The sequence below is a fragment of the Thermoanaerobacterium sp. RBIITD genome, from assembly GCF_900205865.1.
GTDB lineage: Bacteria > Bacillota > Thermoanaerobacteria > Thermoanaerobacterales > Thermoanaerobacteraceae > Thermoanaerobacterium.
In genome coordinates, this window is record NZ_LT906662.1 from 3,360,921 (window position 1) to 3,378,391 (window position 17,471).

Annotated in this window: 19 protein-coding genes and 1 pseudogene; 3 read left to right on the forward strand and 17 right to left on the reverse strand. The window is 31.1% G+C overall.

Translation table 11 applies throughout. The features are described from left to right. Nucleotides 1-8: 8 nt before the first annotated feature. The 7 genes from CPG45_RS16415 to pta all read right to left on the reverse strand — a co-directional run bounded on the left by CPG45_RS16415 (nucleotide 9) and on the right by pta (nucleotide 5,647). Entirely contained in the window at nucleotides 9-1,007 is a 999-nt protein-coding gene (locus CPG45_RS16415) for a beta-ketoacyl-ACP synthase III (RefSeq protein WP_096233319.1), read from the reverse strand. Continuing rightward, nucleotides 994-1,995, reverse strand: coding sequence for a phosphate acyltransferase PlsX (gene plsX / locus CPG45_RS16420; protein ID WP_096233321.1), 1,002 nt, complete (start codon nucleotides 1,993-1,995; stop codon nucleotides 994-996). The genes CPG45_RS16415 and plsX overlap by 14 nt, the downstream gene beginning before the upstream one ends. Beyond that, on the reverse strand, nucleotides 1,992-2,582 hold the full coding sequence (gene fapR, locus CPG45_RS16425) for a transcription factor FapR (RefSeq protein ID WP_096233323.1): 591 nt from the start codon (nucleotides 2,580-2,582) through the stop codon (nucleotides 1,992-1,994). Before fapR ends, plsX begins: the two co-directional genes overlap by 4 nt. A 103-nt stretch (nucleotides 2,583-2,685) precedes the next feature. After that, nucleotides 2,686-2,868: a 50S ribosomal protein L32 gene (gene rpmF, locus CPG45_RS16430; RefSeq protein WP_096233325.1), complete on the reverse strand. Its 183-nt coding sequence runs from the start codon at nucleotides 2,866-2,868 to the stop codon at nucleotides 2,686-2,688. A 12-nt stretch (nucleotides 2,869-2,880) separates the two neighbouring features. Further along, nucleotides 2,881-3,372: a YceD family protein gene (locus CPG45_RS16435; protein WP_096233327.1), complete on the reverse strand. Its 492-nt coding sequence runs from the start codon at nucleotides 3,370-3,372 to the stop codon at nucleotides 2,881-2,883. Between the two features lie 64 nt (nucleotides 3,373-3,436). Continuing rightward, on the reverse strand, nucleotides 3,437-4,639 hold the full coding sequence (locus tag CPG45_RS16440) for an acetate kinase (protein ID WP_096233329.1): 1,203 nt from the start codon (nucleotides 4,637-4,639) through the stop codon (nucleotides 3,437-3,439). A 21-nt stretch (nucleotides 4,640-4,660) separates the two neighbouring features. After that, complete coding sequence (gene pta / locus CPG45_RS16445) at nucleotides 4,661-5,647, reverse strand: phosphate acetyltransferase (RefSeq protein WP_096233331.1); 987 nt, start codon at nucleotides 5,645-5,647, stop codon at nucleotides 4,661-4,663. 157 nt (nucleotides 5,648-5,804) lie between these two features. On the opposite strand from pta, the gene CPG45_RS16450 reads away from it, so the two are divergent. Then, entirely contained in the window at nucleotides 5,805-7,010 is a 1,206-nt protein-coding gene (locus CPG45_RS16450) for a nucleotidyltransferase (RefSeq protein ID WP_096233332.1), read from the forward strand. Nucleotides 7,011-7,077: 67 nt separating this feature from the next. Continuing rightward, nucleotides 7,078-8,241, forward strand: a complete 1,164-nt coding sequence (gene spoVV, locus CPG45_RS16455; protein ID WP_502695829.1) for a dipicolinic acid transporter SpoVV — start codon at nucleotides 7,078-7,080, stop codon at nucleotides 8,239-8,241. On the opposite strand, the gene CPG45_RS16460 is transcribed toward spoVV, so the two are convergent. The 10 genes and pseudogenes from CPG45_RS16460 to CPG45_RS16510 all read right to left on the reverse strand — a co-directional run bounded on the left by CPG45_RS16460 (nucleotide 8,242) and on the right by CPG45_RS16510 (nucleotide 16,967). Further along, nucleotides 8,242-8,706, reverse strand: a complete 465-nt coding sequence (locus CPG45_RS16460) for an ATPase (RefSeq protein WP_096233334.1) — start codon at nucleotides 8,704-8,706, stop codon at nucleotides 8,242-8,244. Between the two features lie 12 nt (nucleotides 8,707-8,718). Then, a complete protein-coding gene (gene coaD, locus CPG45_RS16465; protein WP_096233336.1) occupies nucleotides 8,719-9,198 on the reverse strand; it encodes a pantetheine-phosphate adenylyltransferase in 480 nt (159 codons plus the stop codon). Beyond that, a complete protein-coding gene (gene rsmD, locus CPG45_RS16470) occupies nucleotides 9,173-9,751 on the reverse strand; it encodes a 16S rRNA (guanine(966)-N(2))-methyltransferase RsmD (RefSeq protein WP_096233338.1) in 579 nt (192 codons plus the stop codon). Before rsmD ends, coaD begins: the two co-directional genes overlap by 26 nt. A gap of 52 nt (nucleotides 9,752-9,803) precedes the next feature. Then, nucleotides 9,804-11,074, reverse strand: a pseudogene (locus CPG45_RS16475) (IS110 family RNA-guided transposase). Nucleotides 11,075-11,388: 314 nt separating this feature from the next. After that, on the reverse strand, nucleotides 11,389-11,616 hold the full coding sequence (locus CPG45_RS16485; RefSeq protein WP_096233342.1) for an alpha/beta-type small acid-soluble spore protein: 228 nt from the start codon (nucleotides 11,614-11,616) through the stop codon (nucleotides 11,389-11,391). A gap of 126 nt (nucleotides 11,617-11,742) precedes the next feature. Next, nucleotides 11,743-11,970, reverse strand: a complete 228-nt coding sequence (locus CPG45_RS16490; RefSeq protein ID WP_096233344.1) for an alpha/beta-type small acid-soluble spore protein — start codon at nucleotides 11,968-11,970, stop codon at nucleotides 11,743-11,745. Between the two features lie 107 nt (nucleotides 11,971-12,077). Beyond that, complete coding sequence (locus CPG45_RS16495; RefSeq protein WP_096233346.1) at nucleotides 12,078-12,920, reverse strand: DegV family protein; 843 nt, start codon at nucleotides 12,918-12,920, stop codon at nucleotides 12,078-12,080. Nucleotides 12,921-12,949: 29 nt separating this feature from the next. Beyond that, entirely contained in the window at nucleotides 12,950-14,998 is a 2,049-nt protein-coding gene (recG, locus tag CPG45_RS16500; RefSeq protein WP_096233348.1) for an ATP-dependent DNA helicase RecG, read from the reverse strand. 9 nt (nucleotides 14,999-15,007) lie between these two features. Further along, a complete protein-coding gene (locus CPG45_RS16505) occupies nucleotides 15,008-16,606 on the reverse strand; it encodes a DAK2 domain-containing protein (RefSeq protein ID WP_096233689.1) in 1,599 nt (532 codons plus the stop codon). 10 nt (nucleotides 16,607-16,616) lie between these two features. Beyond that, nucleotides 16,617-16,967 carry an Asp23/Gls24 family envelope stress response protein gene (locus CPG45_RS16510; protein ID WP_096233350.1) on the reverse strand — a complete coding sequence of 117 codons (351 nt, stop codon included), beginning with the start codon at nucleotides 16,965-16,967 and terminating at the stop codon, nucleotides 16,617-16,619. 284 nt (nucleotides 16,968-17,251) lie between these two features. On the opposite strand from CPG45_RS16510, the gene rpmB reads away from it, so the two are divergent. Then, the gene (rpmB, locus tag CPG45_RS16515; RefSeq protein WP_096233352.1) at nucleotides 17,252-17,440 is read left to right on the forward strand and encodes a 50S ribosomal protein L28; all 189 of its coding nucleotides are present in this window, start codon (nucleotides 17,252-17,254) and stop codon (nucleotides 17,438-17,440) included. Nucleotides 17,441-17,471: the final 31 nt, after the last annotated feature.

Genomic DNA, 17,471 nt, shown 5'->3' on the forward strand with positions numbered 1-17,471 from the left:
CCTCACTCCTATTTATTCCATTTTATCACAGTAGAGCCCCATGTTAAACCGGCTCCAAACGCAACCATTAGAATTATATTGTCTTTTTTAACCATACCTTCTTTTGATGCTTCATCAAGTGCAACTGCTACAGATGCAGCAGACATATTGCCATATTTATCAAGATTTATAAAAACTTTTTCATTAGTCAATTTTAATCTTTTCATTCCTGCTTCTATTATTCTTATATTTGCTTGGTGCGGAATAAAAATATCTATATCATCTGGCTTTAAGCCACATTTATCTAAAATTTCAATTGTTGCCGTATTCATCACTTTTACAGCAAATTTAAATACTTCTTGTCCTTCCATATGAATTGTATGAAGTTTATTTTTAACAGAATCTTCACTAGCTGGCATCCTCGACCCGCCTGCAGGCATATAGAGATGTTTGCCACCTTTTCCATCAGCACCTATATATGTATCTAATATGCCATAGCCATTTTCAACAGGACCAACAATGGCAGCACCAGCTCCATCTCCAAATAACACGCAGGTATTTCTGTCTTCCCAGTTTGTTATCTTTGATAGAGTATCAGCAGCAACAACAAGTATATTTTTATATGTACCATTTTCGATGAACTGTTTTGCAATAGAAAGCCCATAAATAAATCCAGAACACCCAACTTCTATATCAAATGCAGCTGCATTATCTGCGCCTATATTTGCTTGAACTATACAAGCTGTCGACGGGAAGTTCATATCCGGTACAACTGTTGCGATTATTATTAAATCAATGTCTTTCGCAGAAATATTTGCATCTATAAGTGCCTTTTTTGCCGCTTCTGTAGCCATATAAGATGTTGTCATTGAAGCATCAGCTATACGCCTTTCTCTGATACCTGTACGAGATACTATCCACTCATCAGAAGTGTCTACCATTTTTTCAAGGTCAGCATTTGTAAGCCTATTCTCTGGAAGAAAGCTACCCGTGCCAAGAATTCCTGCTTTAAAACTATTTTGAGGCACTAATATCATCTCCAATCAATTCAATCTCTCTTTCTATATGTGACAAAACATCCATTTCAACAAATGTCTTTGCCTGTCTAATTGCATTAAATATTGCTTTTGATTTTGAACTACCATGTGCTTTAATTACAGGTTTTCTAATACCTAGTAATGGAGCTCCACCATATTCTGTATAATCCATTTTTTTAACGATATTTTTTAAAGCACTCATTATAAACAGTGTACCAAATTTAGTTAAGAGATTTCTTTTAAGTTCTTGCTTTAACAAAAGTGATATTACCGATGCAGTTCCTTCCATTGATTTCAATATTGCATTACCAACGAAACCATCACATGTTACCACTTCTGCAGCACCATATGCTATATCTCTTCCCTCAACATTTCCTACAAAATTCAAATCAGAATTTTTTATTAAATCATAAGCCTGTTTTGTTAATTCATTGCCTTTTTCTTCCTCGGCACCAATATTAAATAAACCAACTCTTGGTTTTTCTATATTAAACATTTTTTGCGCATAAACACATCCCATGGCTGCAAATTGTAGCAAATTAATCGGTTTGCAATCGGTATTTGAACCTGCATCGAGTAAAATCGTTGCACCATTTATAGTAGGCAATATTGGAGCAAGTGCAGGTCTATCTATTCCTTTTATTCTACCAATCTTTAGAAGCGAGCCAGCCATTAAAGCACCAGTATTTCCCGCCGATAGAAATGCATCGACTTTTCCTTCCTTTAACAATTCAATACCAACAGCCATAGAAGAATCTTTCTTTTTTCTTATCGCCGCAACAGGTGCTTCATTATTAGTTATTACTTCTGTTGTATATATATATGTTAAACCTTTTTTATTAATTAAATATTTACTCAATTGCTCTTTATTTCCAAGCAAAATAATATCTATATCAAAGCTTTCTAAAGCCTTATATACACCTTTAACTATTTCGAGTGGTGCGTAATCACCCCCCATAGCATCAATAGCTAATTTCAAGTTGATTGCACCCCCTTTTCTACATTCTCATCGTTTAACGATACAAGTATAAATTTCCCTCTAAATACTTCTCTGTTTTTCACTTTTATCTTAACCCAAACAAAATATTTATTACCTCTTTTTCTTATTACTTCAGCCTTTGCAACTAGCCTGTCGCCTATTCTTACAGGATACTTATACTTAATATTTGCAACACCTATCAGGGCAACATCTGCATCAATTACCGAAATTGCAAGGGATTCCGCTTGTGAGTAAATGTAATGGCCCCTTATTATCTTTGTCTTTAAAAAAGCCATATCAGATGTTGGTTCAAAAACAGAAATTCCACCTTTGCCAAGCTCTAAATCAATAAGCTCACCAACAATTTCACTACCAACTATTGCTTTTACTTTATGATAGTTCTCTTCCGCTACATTTTTTATTCTTTCACGTAATTCCGGTATACCGAGTTCCATTCTATCAAGTCTAATTGTTTGAACACTAACTGAAAATAATTCTGCAAGTTCATCATCTGTAGAAAAGGGATTTTCATTTATCTTTATCTTTAACTGTTTTAATCTTTCTTTCTTATTTAGCTTTGTAGCCACCTTATCAGCTCCAAATATAAGTTGTTTTTATGACTTACTCATAATTATAAATTACCTGCAATATAAAAGTCAAGAAAAAAGAAAAGTAATAGAGTAAACTCCATTACTTTTCTTCAACCTTAATAACTTCTTTTCCATCATAATAACCACAGTTAATGCAAACTCTGTGAGGCATTTTAGGTTCATGGCATTGTGGGCACAATACATAAGCTGGTGCTGATAAATTATAGCTATGTCTTCTCTTATCTCTTCTTGCTTTTGATGTCCTACGTTTTGGAACTGGCATATGTCACACCTCCTACATTTTTTGTAGTAGTTTATTTAATACTGAAAGACGTGGATCAATTTCTTTTCTCTGGCAATTGCATTTTTCATGATTTAGATTTTTACCACAAACAGGACATAAGCCTTTACAATTTATTGAGCAAATAAACTTCATTGGCAATGAAAGTACAATATTTTCAATAACAATTTTTGTTAAATCTAATTTGTCGTCTTCAACCTCAAGAGAATAATCCTCATCCATATTATTTAAGATTTCATCGATTGGAATCTTAAAATCATATACAAACTCTTCAAGACATCTATCACAAGTTGCAATTATGCTACTACTTACTAATAGTTTAAGTAGTATACCTTGATCACCACCTGCAATTGTACCTGAAACATTTACTGGACTATTCACTACATATTTATTGTTATTTGCTTCCAAAAAACTGATATCTTCATAATAATTTACTTCAATGATGCGGCCCCTATGTCCCTTTATTTTCGATAAATCTATTTTCATTATCTCACCCCAATATAATTGCCAAAAATAATTATACTAATGGGGTTATCATTTGTCAAGGATGCTATGCGATAGTGTTTACAATTTTTTCTGTATCCTTCGCAATCATATATTCTTCATTTGTAGGAACTACCATTATCTTTACTTTAGAATCATTCGTAGATATTATAGCTTCTTTACCACTTACATTGTTCTTTTCTTTATCAAGTTTAAAACCCAAGAAATCAAGTCCTTCGAGAATAGATTCTCTTATTTCCGGGCTATTCTCACCAACACCAGCTGTAAAGACAATCGCATCTATACCGCCCATTGCAGCTGCATATGAACCTATTGTCTTTTTTACCCTATATGAAAAGATATTAAGAGATAACTGTGCTCTCTTATTACCATCTTTAAATGCTGCTTCCTCTATATCTCTAAAATCACTGCTTATTCCCGAAATACCATACACGCCCGATTTCTTATTTAAAATATTTATGACCTCTTCAGCACTTACATTTTCTTTTTCCATAAGATATGAAATAATTGATGGGTCAATGTTTCCTGAACGTGTACCCATAGCTAATCCTTCGAGTGGTGTGAATCCCATACTTGTATCAATAGAATTACCACCTTTAATTGCAGCTATACTTGAACCATTGCCAAGATGGCATGTTATTATTTTTAGATCTTCTATTGGTCTATTAAGTATTTCAGCTGCTCTTCTTGAAACATACTTATGTGATGTTCCATGAAACCCATATCGTCTAATTCTGTATTTAACATAATATTCGTATGGAATAGAGTACAAATATGCATAATCCGGCATTGTTTGATGAAATGCCGTATCAAATACTGCAACCATTGGAACATTCGGCATGATGTGCTGACATGCTTTAATTCCTTCTATATTTGCTGGATTATGCAATGGTGCTAATTCAATACAATCAGTTATTGCTTTTAGCACATCATCAGTTATCAATACAGAGCCGGTAAAAGCTTCACCACCGTGTACAACTCTATGTCCAACAGCATTAATTTCCGACATATCTTTTATAACACCATATTCACTATTTATTAACGCATCTAAGACCATTTTAATTGCATCTTTGTGGTCTTTCATATCCTTTTTAATTTTTATCTTATTGTCATTTACATTATGTGTTAATAAAGAATCATTGATACCAATTCTTTCTGCAAGTCCTTTTGCCAATACCTTTCCACCATTTGTCTCAATTAATTGATATTTTAATGATGAGCTTCCACAATTTATAACAAGTATTTTCATATTATCATCTCCAATATAATATTATTGGGCTTGTACAGCCGTTGTAGCAATAACATCAACTATATCTTCGTAGCTACAACCTCTTGATAAATCATTTATAGGTGCTCCCATACCTTGTGTTATTGGGCCAATTGCATTTGCCCTTGCAAGCCTTTGAACAAGTTTGTAGCCAATATTTCCTGCTTGAAGATCTGGGAATATAAGTACATTAGCTTTCCCAGCAACAGGACTGCCGGGTGCTTTTAATTCTGCTACTTCTTTGACAAGTGCAGCATCCAATTGTAATTCTCCATCAATAAGAACATCTGGAGCCATCTTTTTGGCGATTTCTGTTGCATTTCTTACTTTATCTACTAATTCATGGGATGCGCTACCTTTTGTCGAAAATGAAAGCATTGCAACTCTTGGTTCTATTCCTACCAATGTTTTAGCCGTATTAGCTGATTGAACAGCAATAGATGCAAGTTCTTCTGCATTTGGAGATGGATTAACAGCACAATCAGCAAAAATAAATATGCCATTTTCACCGTAATTACAATTAGGTACTTCCATTATAAAAAAGCTCGACACAACTTTCACACCTGGTGCTGTTTTAACAATTTGAAATGCAGGTCTTAATAAATCTGCTGTGGGATGAATTGCGCCTGAAACCATTCCATCTACATAACCTTCTTTTACCATCATACAACCAAAATATATGCTATCTTTTATTGTTTCTCTAGCTTTTTCAGGTGTCATGCCTTTATCTTTACGTAATTCATAAAAGTCATTTGAATATGTATCAAATTTTTCCGATTTAATAGGATCAACAATTTCCGCTTTTGAAATGTCTAACCCTTTTGCTGCTTCTTTTATTTCGTCAACATTTCCTAGCAATACTAAATCCGCAATACCTTCTTTTAATACAATTTCAGCAGCCTTTAATGTTCTTGGCTCAGCTCCTTCAGGTAAAGCAATTTTCTTCTTATTTTTTTTCGCTTTTTCAATAATATCTTGTACGACGCTCATAAAATATCTCCCCTTCATAAAATATTTATATCAATAATTTCTCCATAAAATTTTAATACTATATTGGAGAAAATTATTTGTATACACATTTTACATTTTAACATATTTTTATTAAAATAATAAGTAAATTAAAGATTTTTTTAGAAAGGTTTTTAAAATGAATATTTTAAGTTTAATTGTTGAATATAATCCACTTCACAATGGCCATGTATATCATATTAAAAAGTCAAAAGAAGTAACTAAGGCTAATTACGTTATAGCCATAATGAGCGGTAATTTTGTGCAAAGGGGAATACCCTCAATAATTGATAAATGGTCAAGAACAAAAATGGCGATTTTATCAGGTATCGACCTAGTAATAGAATTACCGGTTATATATGCAGTATCAACTGCTGAAAAATTTGCATATGGTGCAATTAAATTGCTTGATTCATTGAATATAGTTGATTATGTTTCATTTGGAAGTGAAAATGGTTCAATTGAAGATTTATATAATATAGCTAAATTTTTGGTTGAAGAACCGGAACAATATAAATTATTTTTAAAAGAGCAGCTAAGACTTGGAATTACATTTGCTAAAGCCAGAGAAATAGCATTAAATAGGTTTTTAGGACCAAAAATTAGTAAAATTATAAAAGACCCAAATAATATACTTGGGGTTGAATATTTGAAAAGCCTCATAAGATTAAAGAGCAATATAAAACCTATAACTATAAAGAGATATGGGCCAGGTTATAATTCTACGGAAACCGTTAATTCTTTTGCAAGTGCAAATTATTTGAGAAAAAACATTATAAATAAAAGTTTTTCAGTACTTAATAATTTTATGCCTAAATATTCTACTGATATTTTAGAATATTGTATTAGTAATGGTTTTGGGCCTGTTACACTAGATAATTTTAGCAGTATAATCATATACTTATTAAGAAACAATTATAATTTAAATAGTGTTTTTGACATAACGGAGGGCCTTCAAAATCGCATATATATGGCCTCACGTAATTGTGGCAATATCTCAGAACTAATCAAAAATATAAAATCAAAAAGATACACTGAAAGCAGGATAAGAAGAATATTATTACATGTTCTACTTGGTATAAATTCTAAACTATATACTTCTTATGATGGCCCTAATTATATAAGAGTTTTAGGTTTTAATAAAAAAGGATTAGAATTAATGAAAATGATAAAAGCTAAGTCAACTTTGCCTTTAATAACAAAAGTTTCAAATTATAAAAAAATATTAAATGATTCTTTAATGTTTGAAAGAGACCTATTTGCAACAGATATCTATTCCCTTTCATTTAAAAAAAGCTCCAATGCTGGTCTTGATTTTACACGTGAAATAATTATGCTAAAATAATCATTTTATTATCCTCCATAAAATAAATATATAATATGGAATCATTAAAGGGGGATAAATCTTGAATATCAAAAAATTAAATCATGGGATGTTGATTATTTTAATTTTATTCGCGGTTCTGTCAATTATAATCTTCCCAGGTAACTCCCTCAAAGCTGCAAAAAGTGGAATTAACTTATGGCTATTTACCGTGTTTCCGGCATTATTGCCCTTCTTTATAGGTTCAGAATTATTATTACAATTGGGATTTGTTTTTACTTTTGGAAAATTGTTAGAACCAGTAATGAGACCTATTTTCAAGGTTCCGGGAAGTGGCTCATTTGCAATGGCAGTAGGATATACTTCCGGTTATCCAATTGGTGCTCAGATTATAGCAAGACTGTGGGAAGAAAAGATGATAAATACTATTGAAGCAGAGAGATTGATGACATTTTGTAACAATTCTGGTCCCTTATTCATGTTAGGTGCAGTAGCAATGGGAATGTTTAATAGCCCTAAAGTTGGTTACATATTAATGATATCAAATTATATGGGTGCAATGACAACAGGTCTTATTTTTAGAAACTACAAACAAAAAGTTCAAGGCAAAATAAATATAAATTCTGTTAATAATTTTTATAAAAAAAATAAACAAGAAAATGCTAAAAATTTTGGAAATATACTTGGTGATGCTGTTAAATCCTCAATGAATACAATGCTACTAATAGGAGGATATATCATTATTTTTTCTGTTTTGATTGAATTTTTAAGAGTATACGGAATTATAAGTATACTTGGGAAATTGGTTTCTCCAATCTTTATATCATTGGGATTCGATAAAAATATAATATCCGGTTATATAAGTGGTCTTATGGAAATAACGATTGGTTCTAAACTTATAAGCCAATCAACAGCACCCTTATATCAAAAAGTAATATTGATAAGCTCAATATTGGCTTGGGGAGGTTTTTCAACACATGGGCAAGTACTTGGAGTTATTAGTAAAGCAAAAATAAGTTATGCACCATATTTTTTAGCAAAAATTATTCATAGTATTTTAGCAGCATTATATTCTTATTTCATTCTTAAATTCATCGATATTGGCGAATCCTCCATAGCACCAGTATTTTATCAATATAATTTGTCTTATATGTTTAATGTTTTTCAATTATCGTCATTTATTCTCATTATTTCAATTTTAATATTTATCTTAATATCATATATGTTTGCATTAATACATAAAGGGACATAATTATTTAATGCCCCTTAATTCATTTCTATTGTTTTTAATAGTATTAAGTAGATCGGTAATATTTTTTTCAAGATTACCCAATAGTTCATCTGCATAATCTTTGCTGCCTAATCTTATTTCTTTTGCATTTGATTGTGCTTGAGATATTATTTCAGATGCTTTTTTCTCGGCATTTTTAACAATTTCGCTTTCGTTAACCATTTGTTTTATTCTTTGTTCAGCTTCTTTTATAATTGTCTCGGCATCTTGCTGTGCTTCTATTAATATCTTTTGCTTTTCTTGTTTTATCCATTCTGCTCTTTTCAATTCGTCGGGTATTTTTATTCTAATCTGTTTTATAAGTTCAAGCAACTCTTCTTTATTTACAATTGCTTTTTGCGATAATGGAATTGTAGAACTCTTTTCAATATAATCTTCCAGTGTTTCTAACAAACTTAAAACTTCAAGATTTTCAGTTTCTTCCATGTGTTTTCCCCCTTATTTTTTTAATTTTTTAAAAATATGTCTAATTACAGTGTCTGGAACAAGATCAGATAAACACCCCCCAAAACTAGCAACTTCTTTTACAACACTTGAGCTCAAGTAGCCGTATTTATTACTTGTCATAAAAAAAATTGTTTCAATCTCTGGATTTAATTTCTTATTAATAAGTGCCATTTGAAATTCATATTCAAAATCCGAAATCATTCTTAATCCTTTTACTATAATCTTTGAATTAACTTTTTCAAGATAATCAATGAGGAGCCCCGAAAAACAATCTATTTCAACATTGCCAATATCATTGGTCACCTCTTTTAACAACTCCACCCGTTCTTCAACTGAAAACATTGGATTTTTTGATGGATTAACTAAAACTGCGACTATTAATTTATCAAATACCTTTGAAGCTCTTTTTATAATGTCAAGATGTCCGTTTGTAACCGGGTCAAAACTACCCGGATATACCGCAATCTTCATGTGTGACCTCCTTATAAAATGTAAGTCTTGTTTCACCATATTTTTGTTCTCTTAATTTTTTTAAATTACCATAAGTATCATCTAAAATATCCTTCTTATGATGCTCAACAATTATATATCCATTATCACTGAGTATTTTATAGTCACTAATTTTATTTAAAGGTTCTACATATAATTTTTGATAATATGGAGGATCTATGTATATAATATCGAAATTTATATCCATCTCTTTAAAATAATTTAGTGCATAATTCGCATCCATATGCAATATTTTAGCGTTTTCCGTTGATTCAAGTACTTTTATATTTTCTTTTATATATTTAATATTATTATATACTTTTTCTACAAAGTAGCAAATAGCTGCCCCCCTACTTAATGCTTCAATTCCAATATTTCCTGTTCCTGCAAATAAATCTAAAAACCTTGATTCTATAATGTCTGAACCAATCATATTAAAAAGTGCTTCCTTTACCATGTCAGATGTTGGTCTTATTTTTTTCCCTGAAGGACATTTGAGTTTTCTTCCCTTTGCAATTCCAGATACGATCCTCAAAATTTCACCTCCCTCTATAATCCTTGATTTTCTTTTAATATCTCACTCATTCTCAGATTCTCACGATCTTCAAAGAAGCCATCATGTATATCAAGTCGTATTTTACTCCTTTTTTCAGTATGGCAAAAAATATTCTGATTAGCTTGCAGCATAATACTATCATTGATTGTTTCTTTTTTAGCGGGTTTTCTTTTCTTGTGGTGTAGTATTTGTGCAATTTCTGAAATTCTTTATTGTTTGCAAGTATGGGCATCACCATTTTGTACAGGGCACTTCTTAAACTTCTTAGTCCTCTTTTGCTTATGGTGGTTTGCCCTTTATGCTGCCCTGAACTATTCTCAACCAGATTGTAACCCGCAAGCTTCTGGATTTGTTTTGGATGCTCATATCTTGTTATATCGCCAACTTCAGCAATAAATGTTGCTGCTGTTATTACTCCTACACCTTTTATACCTAGCATTTCACTAGCACCAGGTATTTACATAAAAACTCTTCTATTTTGCTTTCTATTTTTTTAAACTGCTTTACAAGCATTTCGTACTGTTCAAGTATAACTTTTATCTCTATCTCTGCCATCTCAATGCCATCTCTTTTACCAACACTTTCACTGGCAGCTTCTATAAGCTTTAAAGCCCTCTTTATACCTACCGCACGATTAACTTCCTTCTTCCAAGCTGCAAGTATTTCCTCAGCTCCAATCCCTAATATCTTTGCAGGCGTTGGAAATTCTTTTAATGTTATCAGTGCCGCTTTCCCTTCCCAATCCGCAAAAACTTTATTAAACTCAGGGAAATATATATCTAGCCATCTTGCAACCCGGTTCATTATCTTATTTAAGTCTTTTGTAAGCCTTTCCCTTATGTCCACTGCAATTCTAAGCTCGCTGTATATACCCTCAGGTATATTAGGTTCAACATATCTTCCATCTTTAACTAGCATTGCAATTGTCTTAGGGTCTTTCCTGTCATTTTTAGTTGGCGAGTTATCATCAAATTCCTTACTTCTCTTTACGTGAAATGGATTTACCAGTACCACCTTATGGCTCTTATCACTAAGAAACTGTGCAAAGCAGAGCCAATAATGGTCTGTTGGTTCCATACCAACCATCAGATGCTCTTTGTTGCTTTTATTCATAATCTCTGCAGCCCATTTAAAGAATCTTTCCATTCCATCACTGTCATTGCTAAATTCAATACGCTTACCGTATTCTATTCCTCTAAAATCAAAAGCTCTTGCGTGGTGTGTCTCTTTAGCAATGTCTACACCTACAATTAATGTCTTTTCTGTTATTTGCAATATCTTTAAATTTTGGTTATACTTCATATTAGGTACCTCCTTGTTATTTGAGAGTCGTGTTACGATGAACAATCGACATCTTGTATTTTATCAGGAGGTACTTTTTATTTCAAATCTTATATTTTTTTATTACAGGAATGCTCCAATAATAAAATATTTTAGCATATTTTACGATTAGATACAAAAAAATGTATAAATTATTTGAAATATGGACAATAATATAATCGGGAAAACAATTTCCCCAAAATTCTTCCTTCAATTTCTCCTCTCCCAATCCAGGTAGTTTACTACCTGGATTATTATATGTATAAAAGGGCATCCAAGAAGGCTGCCCTTTTTATTTATTTTATTGTTCCATTGTTAGCAATCTGGCTTTCTGCCATCTGGATCATCTTTCTTACCATGTGTCCACCTACAGCGCCGCAATCACGAGATGTAAGTGTTCCCCAATAACCATCAGCTGGAGGATTTATTCCAAGTTCATTTGCTATTTCATATTTCCATTTACTCATAGCTTGTTTCGCTTCTCTCACTACAAGAGGATTTTTGGTTTCTGAACCTACTGCCATTTTTATCACCTCCATTTAATGATTTCATTATTAATTTAACCATATACGCTGTATATATACCTGTTAATATTTACATATATACTAACAAATAAATAAAAAGGATATCCCGAAGGATATCCTTTTTATTTATTTTATTGTACCTTTATTAGCAATCTGGCTTTCTGCCATCTGGATCATCTTTTTTACCATGTTTCCACCTACAGCACCGCAATCACGAGATGTAAGTGTTCCCCAATAACCATCAGCTGGAGGATTTATTCCAAGCTCATTTGCTATTTCATATTTCCATTTGCTCATAGCTTGCTTGGCTTCTCTCACTACAAGAGGATTTTTAGTTTCTGAACCTACTGCCATTTTTATCACCTCCATTTGCTTTTGTATTATTAATTTAACCAAAAGCAAATTTAATAAACTATAATTTTATTAGCAAAAATGTATAAAGATGATATAAATGGTTTATTTTAATCTAATGCAAAAAAAACGCCGACAGCAGATGGACCAGCATGTACACCAGCTGAACAACCTGCTCTATTTTTTATAAATTTTGTTACCCCAAATTCATTTCTTAAGGCATATTCTATTTCATTCATAAACTCTTCTCTATCTGAATGCAATAATCCTATTTCTTTATTTTCAAAATTAATTTTAGTCTCTTTCATGTAATTTATTATCCATTTTATTGCATTCTTTCGCCCCCTGACTTTGTCCTTAATTGCTAATTCTCCATCATTATTTACTATAATAGGCTTTATACTTAGTATACTTCCCAGTAAAGCTTGTGACTTTTTTAAACGTCCACCTCTATATAGATAATCTAAAGAATCAAAAATCATGATATATCTCATCTTAGGAATCATATCATTTATCTTTTTTATAATTTCATCATATGCTTTTCCGTCTTTTGCCATTTTTGCTGCCTCAAGCACAATAAATCCATTACCAAGAGAAAAATTTTTCGAATCTATTACAGTAATTTTATCAGTATTCAAATTATACTTTGCAATCAATGCAGATTGATATGTACCGCTTAATTTGGAAGATAATATAAGACAAATAATCTTATCATAACTCTTTAATAAATCATTAAAAACATCCATAAATTCTATAGGTGAAATTTGTGATGTTGACGGAATCTTGCCTGAATTTATAAGGTTATAAAATTCGTCTTTTTTTAAATCAATTCCATCTTTGTATGATACATCATCAATATTTATTGTTAATGGAACAACATAAATATTATATATTTTTACTAGGTCATCCGGTATATCTGTTACGCTATCTGTTACAATTGCAATTTTACTCATGGTAACTATCATTCCCTTCTTCTAAAAAATCAATTTAAAATAATTCCATCAAGTTTATCTTTAAATTGTTTTAACAATTCATTTTTTATGCTAGAATGTGCATTAAGTGTAAAATCATTATTAATAATTTCTTCAACTGATTTTTGCGCCTTTTTCAATATATCAATGTCTTCAAAAATGTTCGCTATCTTTAATTCAGGTAAACCATGCTGTTTTACACCAAAAAATTCACCTGGTCCTCTAATTTCAAGGTCCTTTTCGGCAATTTTAAATCCATCATTTGTTTCAGTCATTACCTTTAATCTCTTTTTTGTTATATCAGAGTACGAATATGCAATAAGTATACAATATGATTGATATGTAGACCTACCGACACGTCCTCTTAATTGATGTAATTGAGCTAATCCAAATCTTTCCGCATTTTCAATAACCATTACAGTGGCATTCGGAACATTTACACCGACTTCAATAACTGTCGTTGAGACAAGTATGTCTATCTGTCCATCAACAAAATCATACATTATTCGATTTTTATCATTTTGCGTCATTCCACCATGTATTAGACCTACTTTGTAGTCTTTAAAAATGCCTTTATATATTTCATTATATACGATTTCAGCTGACTTTGCATTTATCACCTCAGACTCTTCTATTAGTGGACAAACTATATACGCCTGCCTTCCTTTTTTGATTTCATTAATAACAAATTTATATGCTCTTTCCCTTAAGGATGAACTAATAACATATGTTTCTATTTTTTTTCTGCCTGGTGGCAATTCATCAATTATCGATATGTCAAGGTCTCCATATAACATTAAAGCAAGTGTCCTTGGAATTGGCGTTGCTGTCATTACAAGTACATCTGTCTGTTTCCCCTTTTCCTTGAACATAGCTCTTTGATGTACTCCAAATCTATGTTGTTCATCGGTAATGCAAAGGCCAAGATTTTTAAATTTTACATTGTCTTCAATTATTGAATGAGTGCCAACTACAATATCAATATCCCCATTTTTAATTTTTTCAAGTATTTCATTTCTTCTTTTTGTACTGATGCTCCCTGTTAACAATTCAATTTTAATGTTAAACTTTTTATATAATTCATAAAGTGTAGCAAAATGCTGTTTTGCGAGTATCTCCGTTGGTGCCATTATTGACGCCTGATATTTATTCATAACAGCAACATACATTGCAATCGCTGCTATAATAGTTTTTCCTGATCCTACATCACCCTGTAAAAGCCGATTCATAATTTTCCCAGAATACATATCATTTAATATTTCATCTAATACACGTTCCTGTGCATTAGTTAGCTTAAAATGTAAACTTCTTAGGAATTCGGTCAGGTCTATAGGATTGAATTTTATTCCATCTCTAAAAGATTTATATTTATTTTTGATTAAGTTTAATCCAAGCTGTAAAAGGAAAAATTCCTGAAATATAAGTCTATATTTTGATTTTTTTAATAAATCTTCAGTTTTAGGAAAATGAATATTTCTTATTGCATCTTTTATATTAATAAGATTATATTTTCTCAAGAAAGTTTCATCAAAAATTTCCTCTATATTATCTATATTTTCATTTATAACATTAAAAATTATATTCCTAAGAACTTTTTGGCTTAAACCATCTGTCAGCTTATATATCGGGACTATCCTTCCTGTATTTACATTTATCAACTCACTTTTTTCCATTATAGGATTTTCTATACATATCTGACCATATTTATATGATACTTTTCCATTTATGATATATTCCTCACCTAGTTTAAAATTATTTTTTATATACGGTTGGTTATACCAAATTAATTCAACTGCCCCGGTGCCATCTTTTACAGGTATTTTTGTAATAGTTAATCTTCTCACTTTATATTCTCTTGCATTTCCTGCTATACATGCCTTAAATGTTTGTTTTTCATCTATTTTGAGTTCATCTATTTTCATGATGTTTGAGCGATTATCATAATCTTTTGGATAGTATTCAAGTGCATCATTGACAGTTTCAATTCCTATTTTTTTTAAAATATTGGCTCTTCTAGGTCCAACACCTTTTACATATTGTATTGGCTTATCAAGGTTCATAATATCACCTTATTCGATGGAAATAATGTAATAATATAATGGTTGACCACCGTATTGAATAGCAATATCTCCATCAAACTCGATTGCATTTTGAAGTTCTTTTGCATCATTCTCATCAACATCTTTACCATAAAAAATGGTTATTAATGAAGTTTCATCAGTTATATTATTAATTATAAGTTGCTTCGCAACTTCATTATAATTATTTCCAACTTCAGATAATTTTCCATCTATAAATCCTATAATATCACCTTTTTTTATATTTCTTTCATCAATCACAGAATCTCTTATTGAATAAGTAATTTCAATCGTCTTAACATTTTCTATAGTCTCATTTATCTTTCTTATTGTTTCGTCAACATCTTCATCCATATTGATATTAATTATAGCACTTATTGCTTGGTTAAAACTTTCTGTCGCTATAACAAAAATATTTTTCTTTGACATACTCATTGCTTGTTCACATGTCATAATTATATTTTTGTTATTCGGAAAAACAATTATATTTTCGGCATTTATCTTTTCTATACCATTTAAAATGTCTTCGGTACTGGGATTCATTGTCTGCCCACCGTCAATTACAACATCACAACCCAAATCATTAAATATTTTTTTAATGCCTTCACCGTGTGAAACGGCTAAAATTCCATATTTCTTTATTGGTGTATCAGATTTTTTATTCGTTTTTACTTGAGGTTCTATAATAGTATTTTCATGCTGTATTTTCATATTATCAATTTTAACCTTAACTAATTCGCCAAATTTCAGTCCCTTTTGAAGAACTAATCCTGGATCATTTGTGTGAATATGAACCTTTATTAAGTCATCATCTCCAAAAGCAATTAAGCTATCTCCATATCTCTCGATTTCATTTTTAAGTTCTTCAGAAAAGTTCGAATTAGCCTTCACTAACATTTCTGTACAATAGCCATATTTAATATCGAATGTATCACAAGGCTTCGCAAAGTCTTCTGTACTTACAGTTGGTTTGCTTATTTCTTTACCCTTTATTACTTCTAACATTCCAGTTAATATAAATAAAAATCCTTTACCACCAGAGTCAACAACGCCTGCTTGTTTAAGTACAGGAAGAAGATTCGGTGTCCTCATTACCGATTTAGAAGCTGCATTAACAATACCTTCCATGAATTCTTCAAAGTCTTTAATTTTACTAAGCCTAATAGCTTCAATTGCACAATCCTTTAATACAGTAAGTATCGTTCCTTCAGTAGGTTTCATAACTGCTTTGTAAGCTACGCTGGAACCGGAATTTAAAGCGTCAGCAAAATCCTTTGTAGTAATCTTTTTATGATTTAAAAGACTTTTAGCAAAACCTCTTATTATTTGTGATAATATTACGCCTGAATTTCCCTTTGCACCAAGCAATGCACCACGTGACAAATTATTCAATATGTCATTTATATTATCGGATGACTTTTCCATTTCTTTAACAGCATACTCTAAAGTATATGCCATATTTGAGCCAGTATCACCATCTGGTACTGGAAATACATTTAACCGATTTACCTCATCTTTTCTATTCGATAAATATTGAGAACCTCCTTTAAAAATAAGCTTCAAGGTTCTTCCATCTAAATAATCCAATATAACTTCCTCCTCAGTTATCAACTTTTATGCTTTGTATGTTTACAACAACATTTTTTACTTTTAGTCCAGTAAAAGTTTCTACCGTGTATTTTACTTTTTCAATAATATTTGTTGCAACAGATTTTATGTTAACTCCATATTCTATGATAATATATAAATCTACAATGATACCATCTTCTTCAGATGTTATTTTAATTCCCTTACCTGACTGTTCATTCTTGAAAAGTTCTATAAGTCCATCAGGACCTCGTTTTCCAAGACCGACTATTCCATAGCATTCAGACGCCGCATAACTGGCGATAGATGATATAACATCGTTAGAAATATCTATTTTACCTAGACCATTTGTTGATTCACTCATATTTATAACCTCCTATCATAATTATATTTTACCTTAACAATAAAAAATCATCAATAATTTAAAAATAATATTGTTAACTTTTGGTTAAATGAATTTCTATACTTTTATATGTTAAAATAAATAGATTTCCGAAGTAAAAAATACAAAAAGGTATTTACAGGTATCAAATATAATGATAAAATATCTTTGTTGCCATAAGCGATAAGTAAATGTGTTGACGATAAACTTGATGAAAATTTGTTTTTTTGCTAAAATAATACTAGCAGCAAAAGGAGGTGCACACAATGAGAAAATGTGATGTTTGTGGTAAAACACCGATGGCAGGATATCAATATAGTCACTCCCACAGAAAATCAATTAAAAAATGGCAGCCTAATTTAAAACATATTAAAGCAATTGTAAATGGTACACCTATGAGAATAAATGTTTGTACAAAATGCTTAAGGTCAGGAAGAGTTAAAAGAGCCATATAAAAGAAAGACGTGCATAATTGCACGCTTTTTT

Bases quoted from the DNA above. Each gene is read 5' to 3' on its own strand.
- rpmF (WP_096233325.1), bottom strand. From the start codon at position 2,868: ATGCCAGTTCCAAAACGTAGGACATCAAAAGCAAGAAGAGATAAGAGA.
- CPG45_RS16435 (WP_096233327.1), bottom strand. From the start codon at position 3,372: ATGAAAATAGATTTATCGAAAATAAAGGGACATAGGGGCCGCATCATT.
- CPG45_RS16440 (WP_096233329.1), bottom strand. From the start codon at position 4,639: ATGAAAATACTTGTTATAAATTGTGGAAGCTCATCATTAAAATATCAA.
- pta (WP_096233331.1), bottom strand. From the start codon at position 5,647: ATGAGCGTCGTACAAGATATTATTGAAAAAGCGAAAAAAAATAAGAAG.
- CPG45_RS16450 (WP_096233332.1), top strand. From the start codon at position 5,805: ATGAATATTTTAAGTTTAATTGTTGAATATAATCCACTTCACAATGGC.
- CPG45_RS16460 (WP_096233334.1), bottom strand. From the start codon at position 8,706: ATGGAAGAAACTGAAAATCTTGAAGTTTTAAGTTTGTTAGAAACACTG.
- coaD (WP_096233336.1), bottom strand. From the start codon at position 9,198: ATGAAGATTGCGGTATATCCGGGTAGTTTTGACCCGGTTACAAACGGA.
- CPG45_RS16485 (WP_096233342.1), bottom strand. From the start codon at position 11,616: ATGGCAGTAGGTTCAGAAACCAAAAATCCTCTTGTAGTGAGAGAAGCG.
- CPG45_RS16490 (WP_096233344.1), bottom strand. From the start codon at position 11,970: ATGGCAGTAGGTTCAGAAACTAAAAATCCTCTTGTAGTGAGAGAAGCC.
- CPG45_RS16495 (WP_096233346.1), bottom strand. From the start codon at position 12,920: ATGAGTAAAATTGCAATTGTAACAGATAGCGTAACAGATATACCGGAT.
- recG (WP_096233348.1), bottom strand. From the start codon at position 14,998: ATGAACCTTGATAAGCCAATACAATATGTAAAAGGTGTTGGACCTAGA.
- CPG45_RS16510 (WP_096233350.1), bottom strand. From the start codon at position 16,967: ATGAGTGAATCAACAAATGGTCTAGGTAAAATAGATATTTCTAACGAT.
- rpmB (WP_096233352.1), top strand. From the start codon at position 17,252: ATGAGAAAATGTGATGTTTGTGGTAAAACACCGATGGCAGGATATCAA.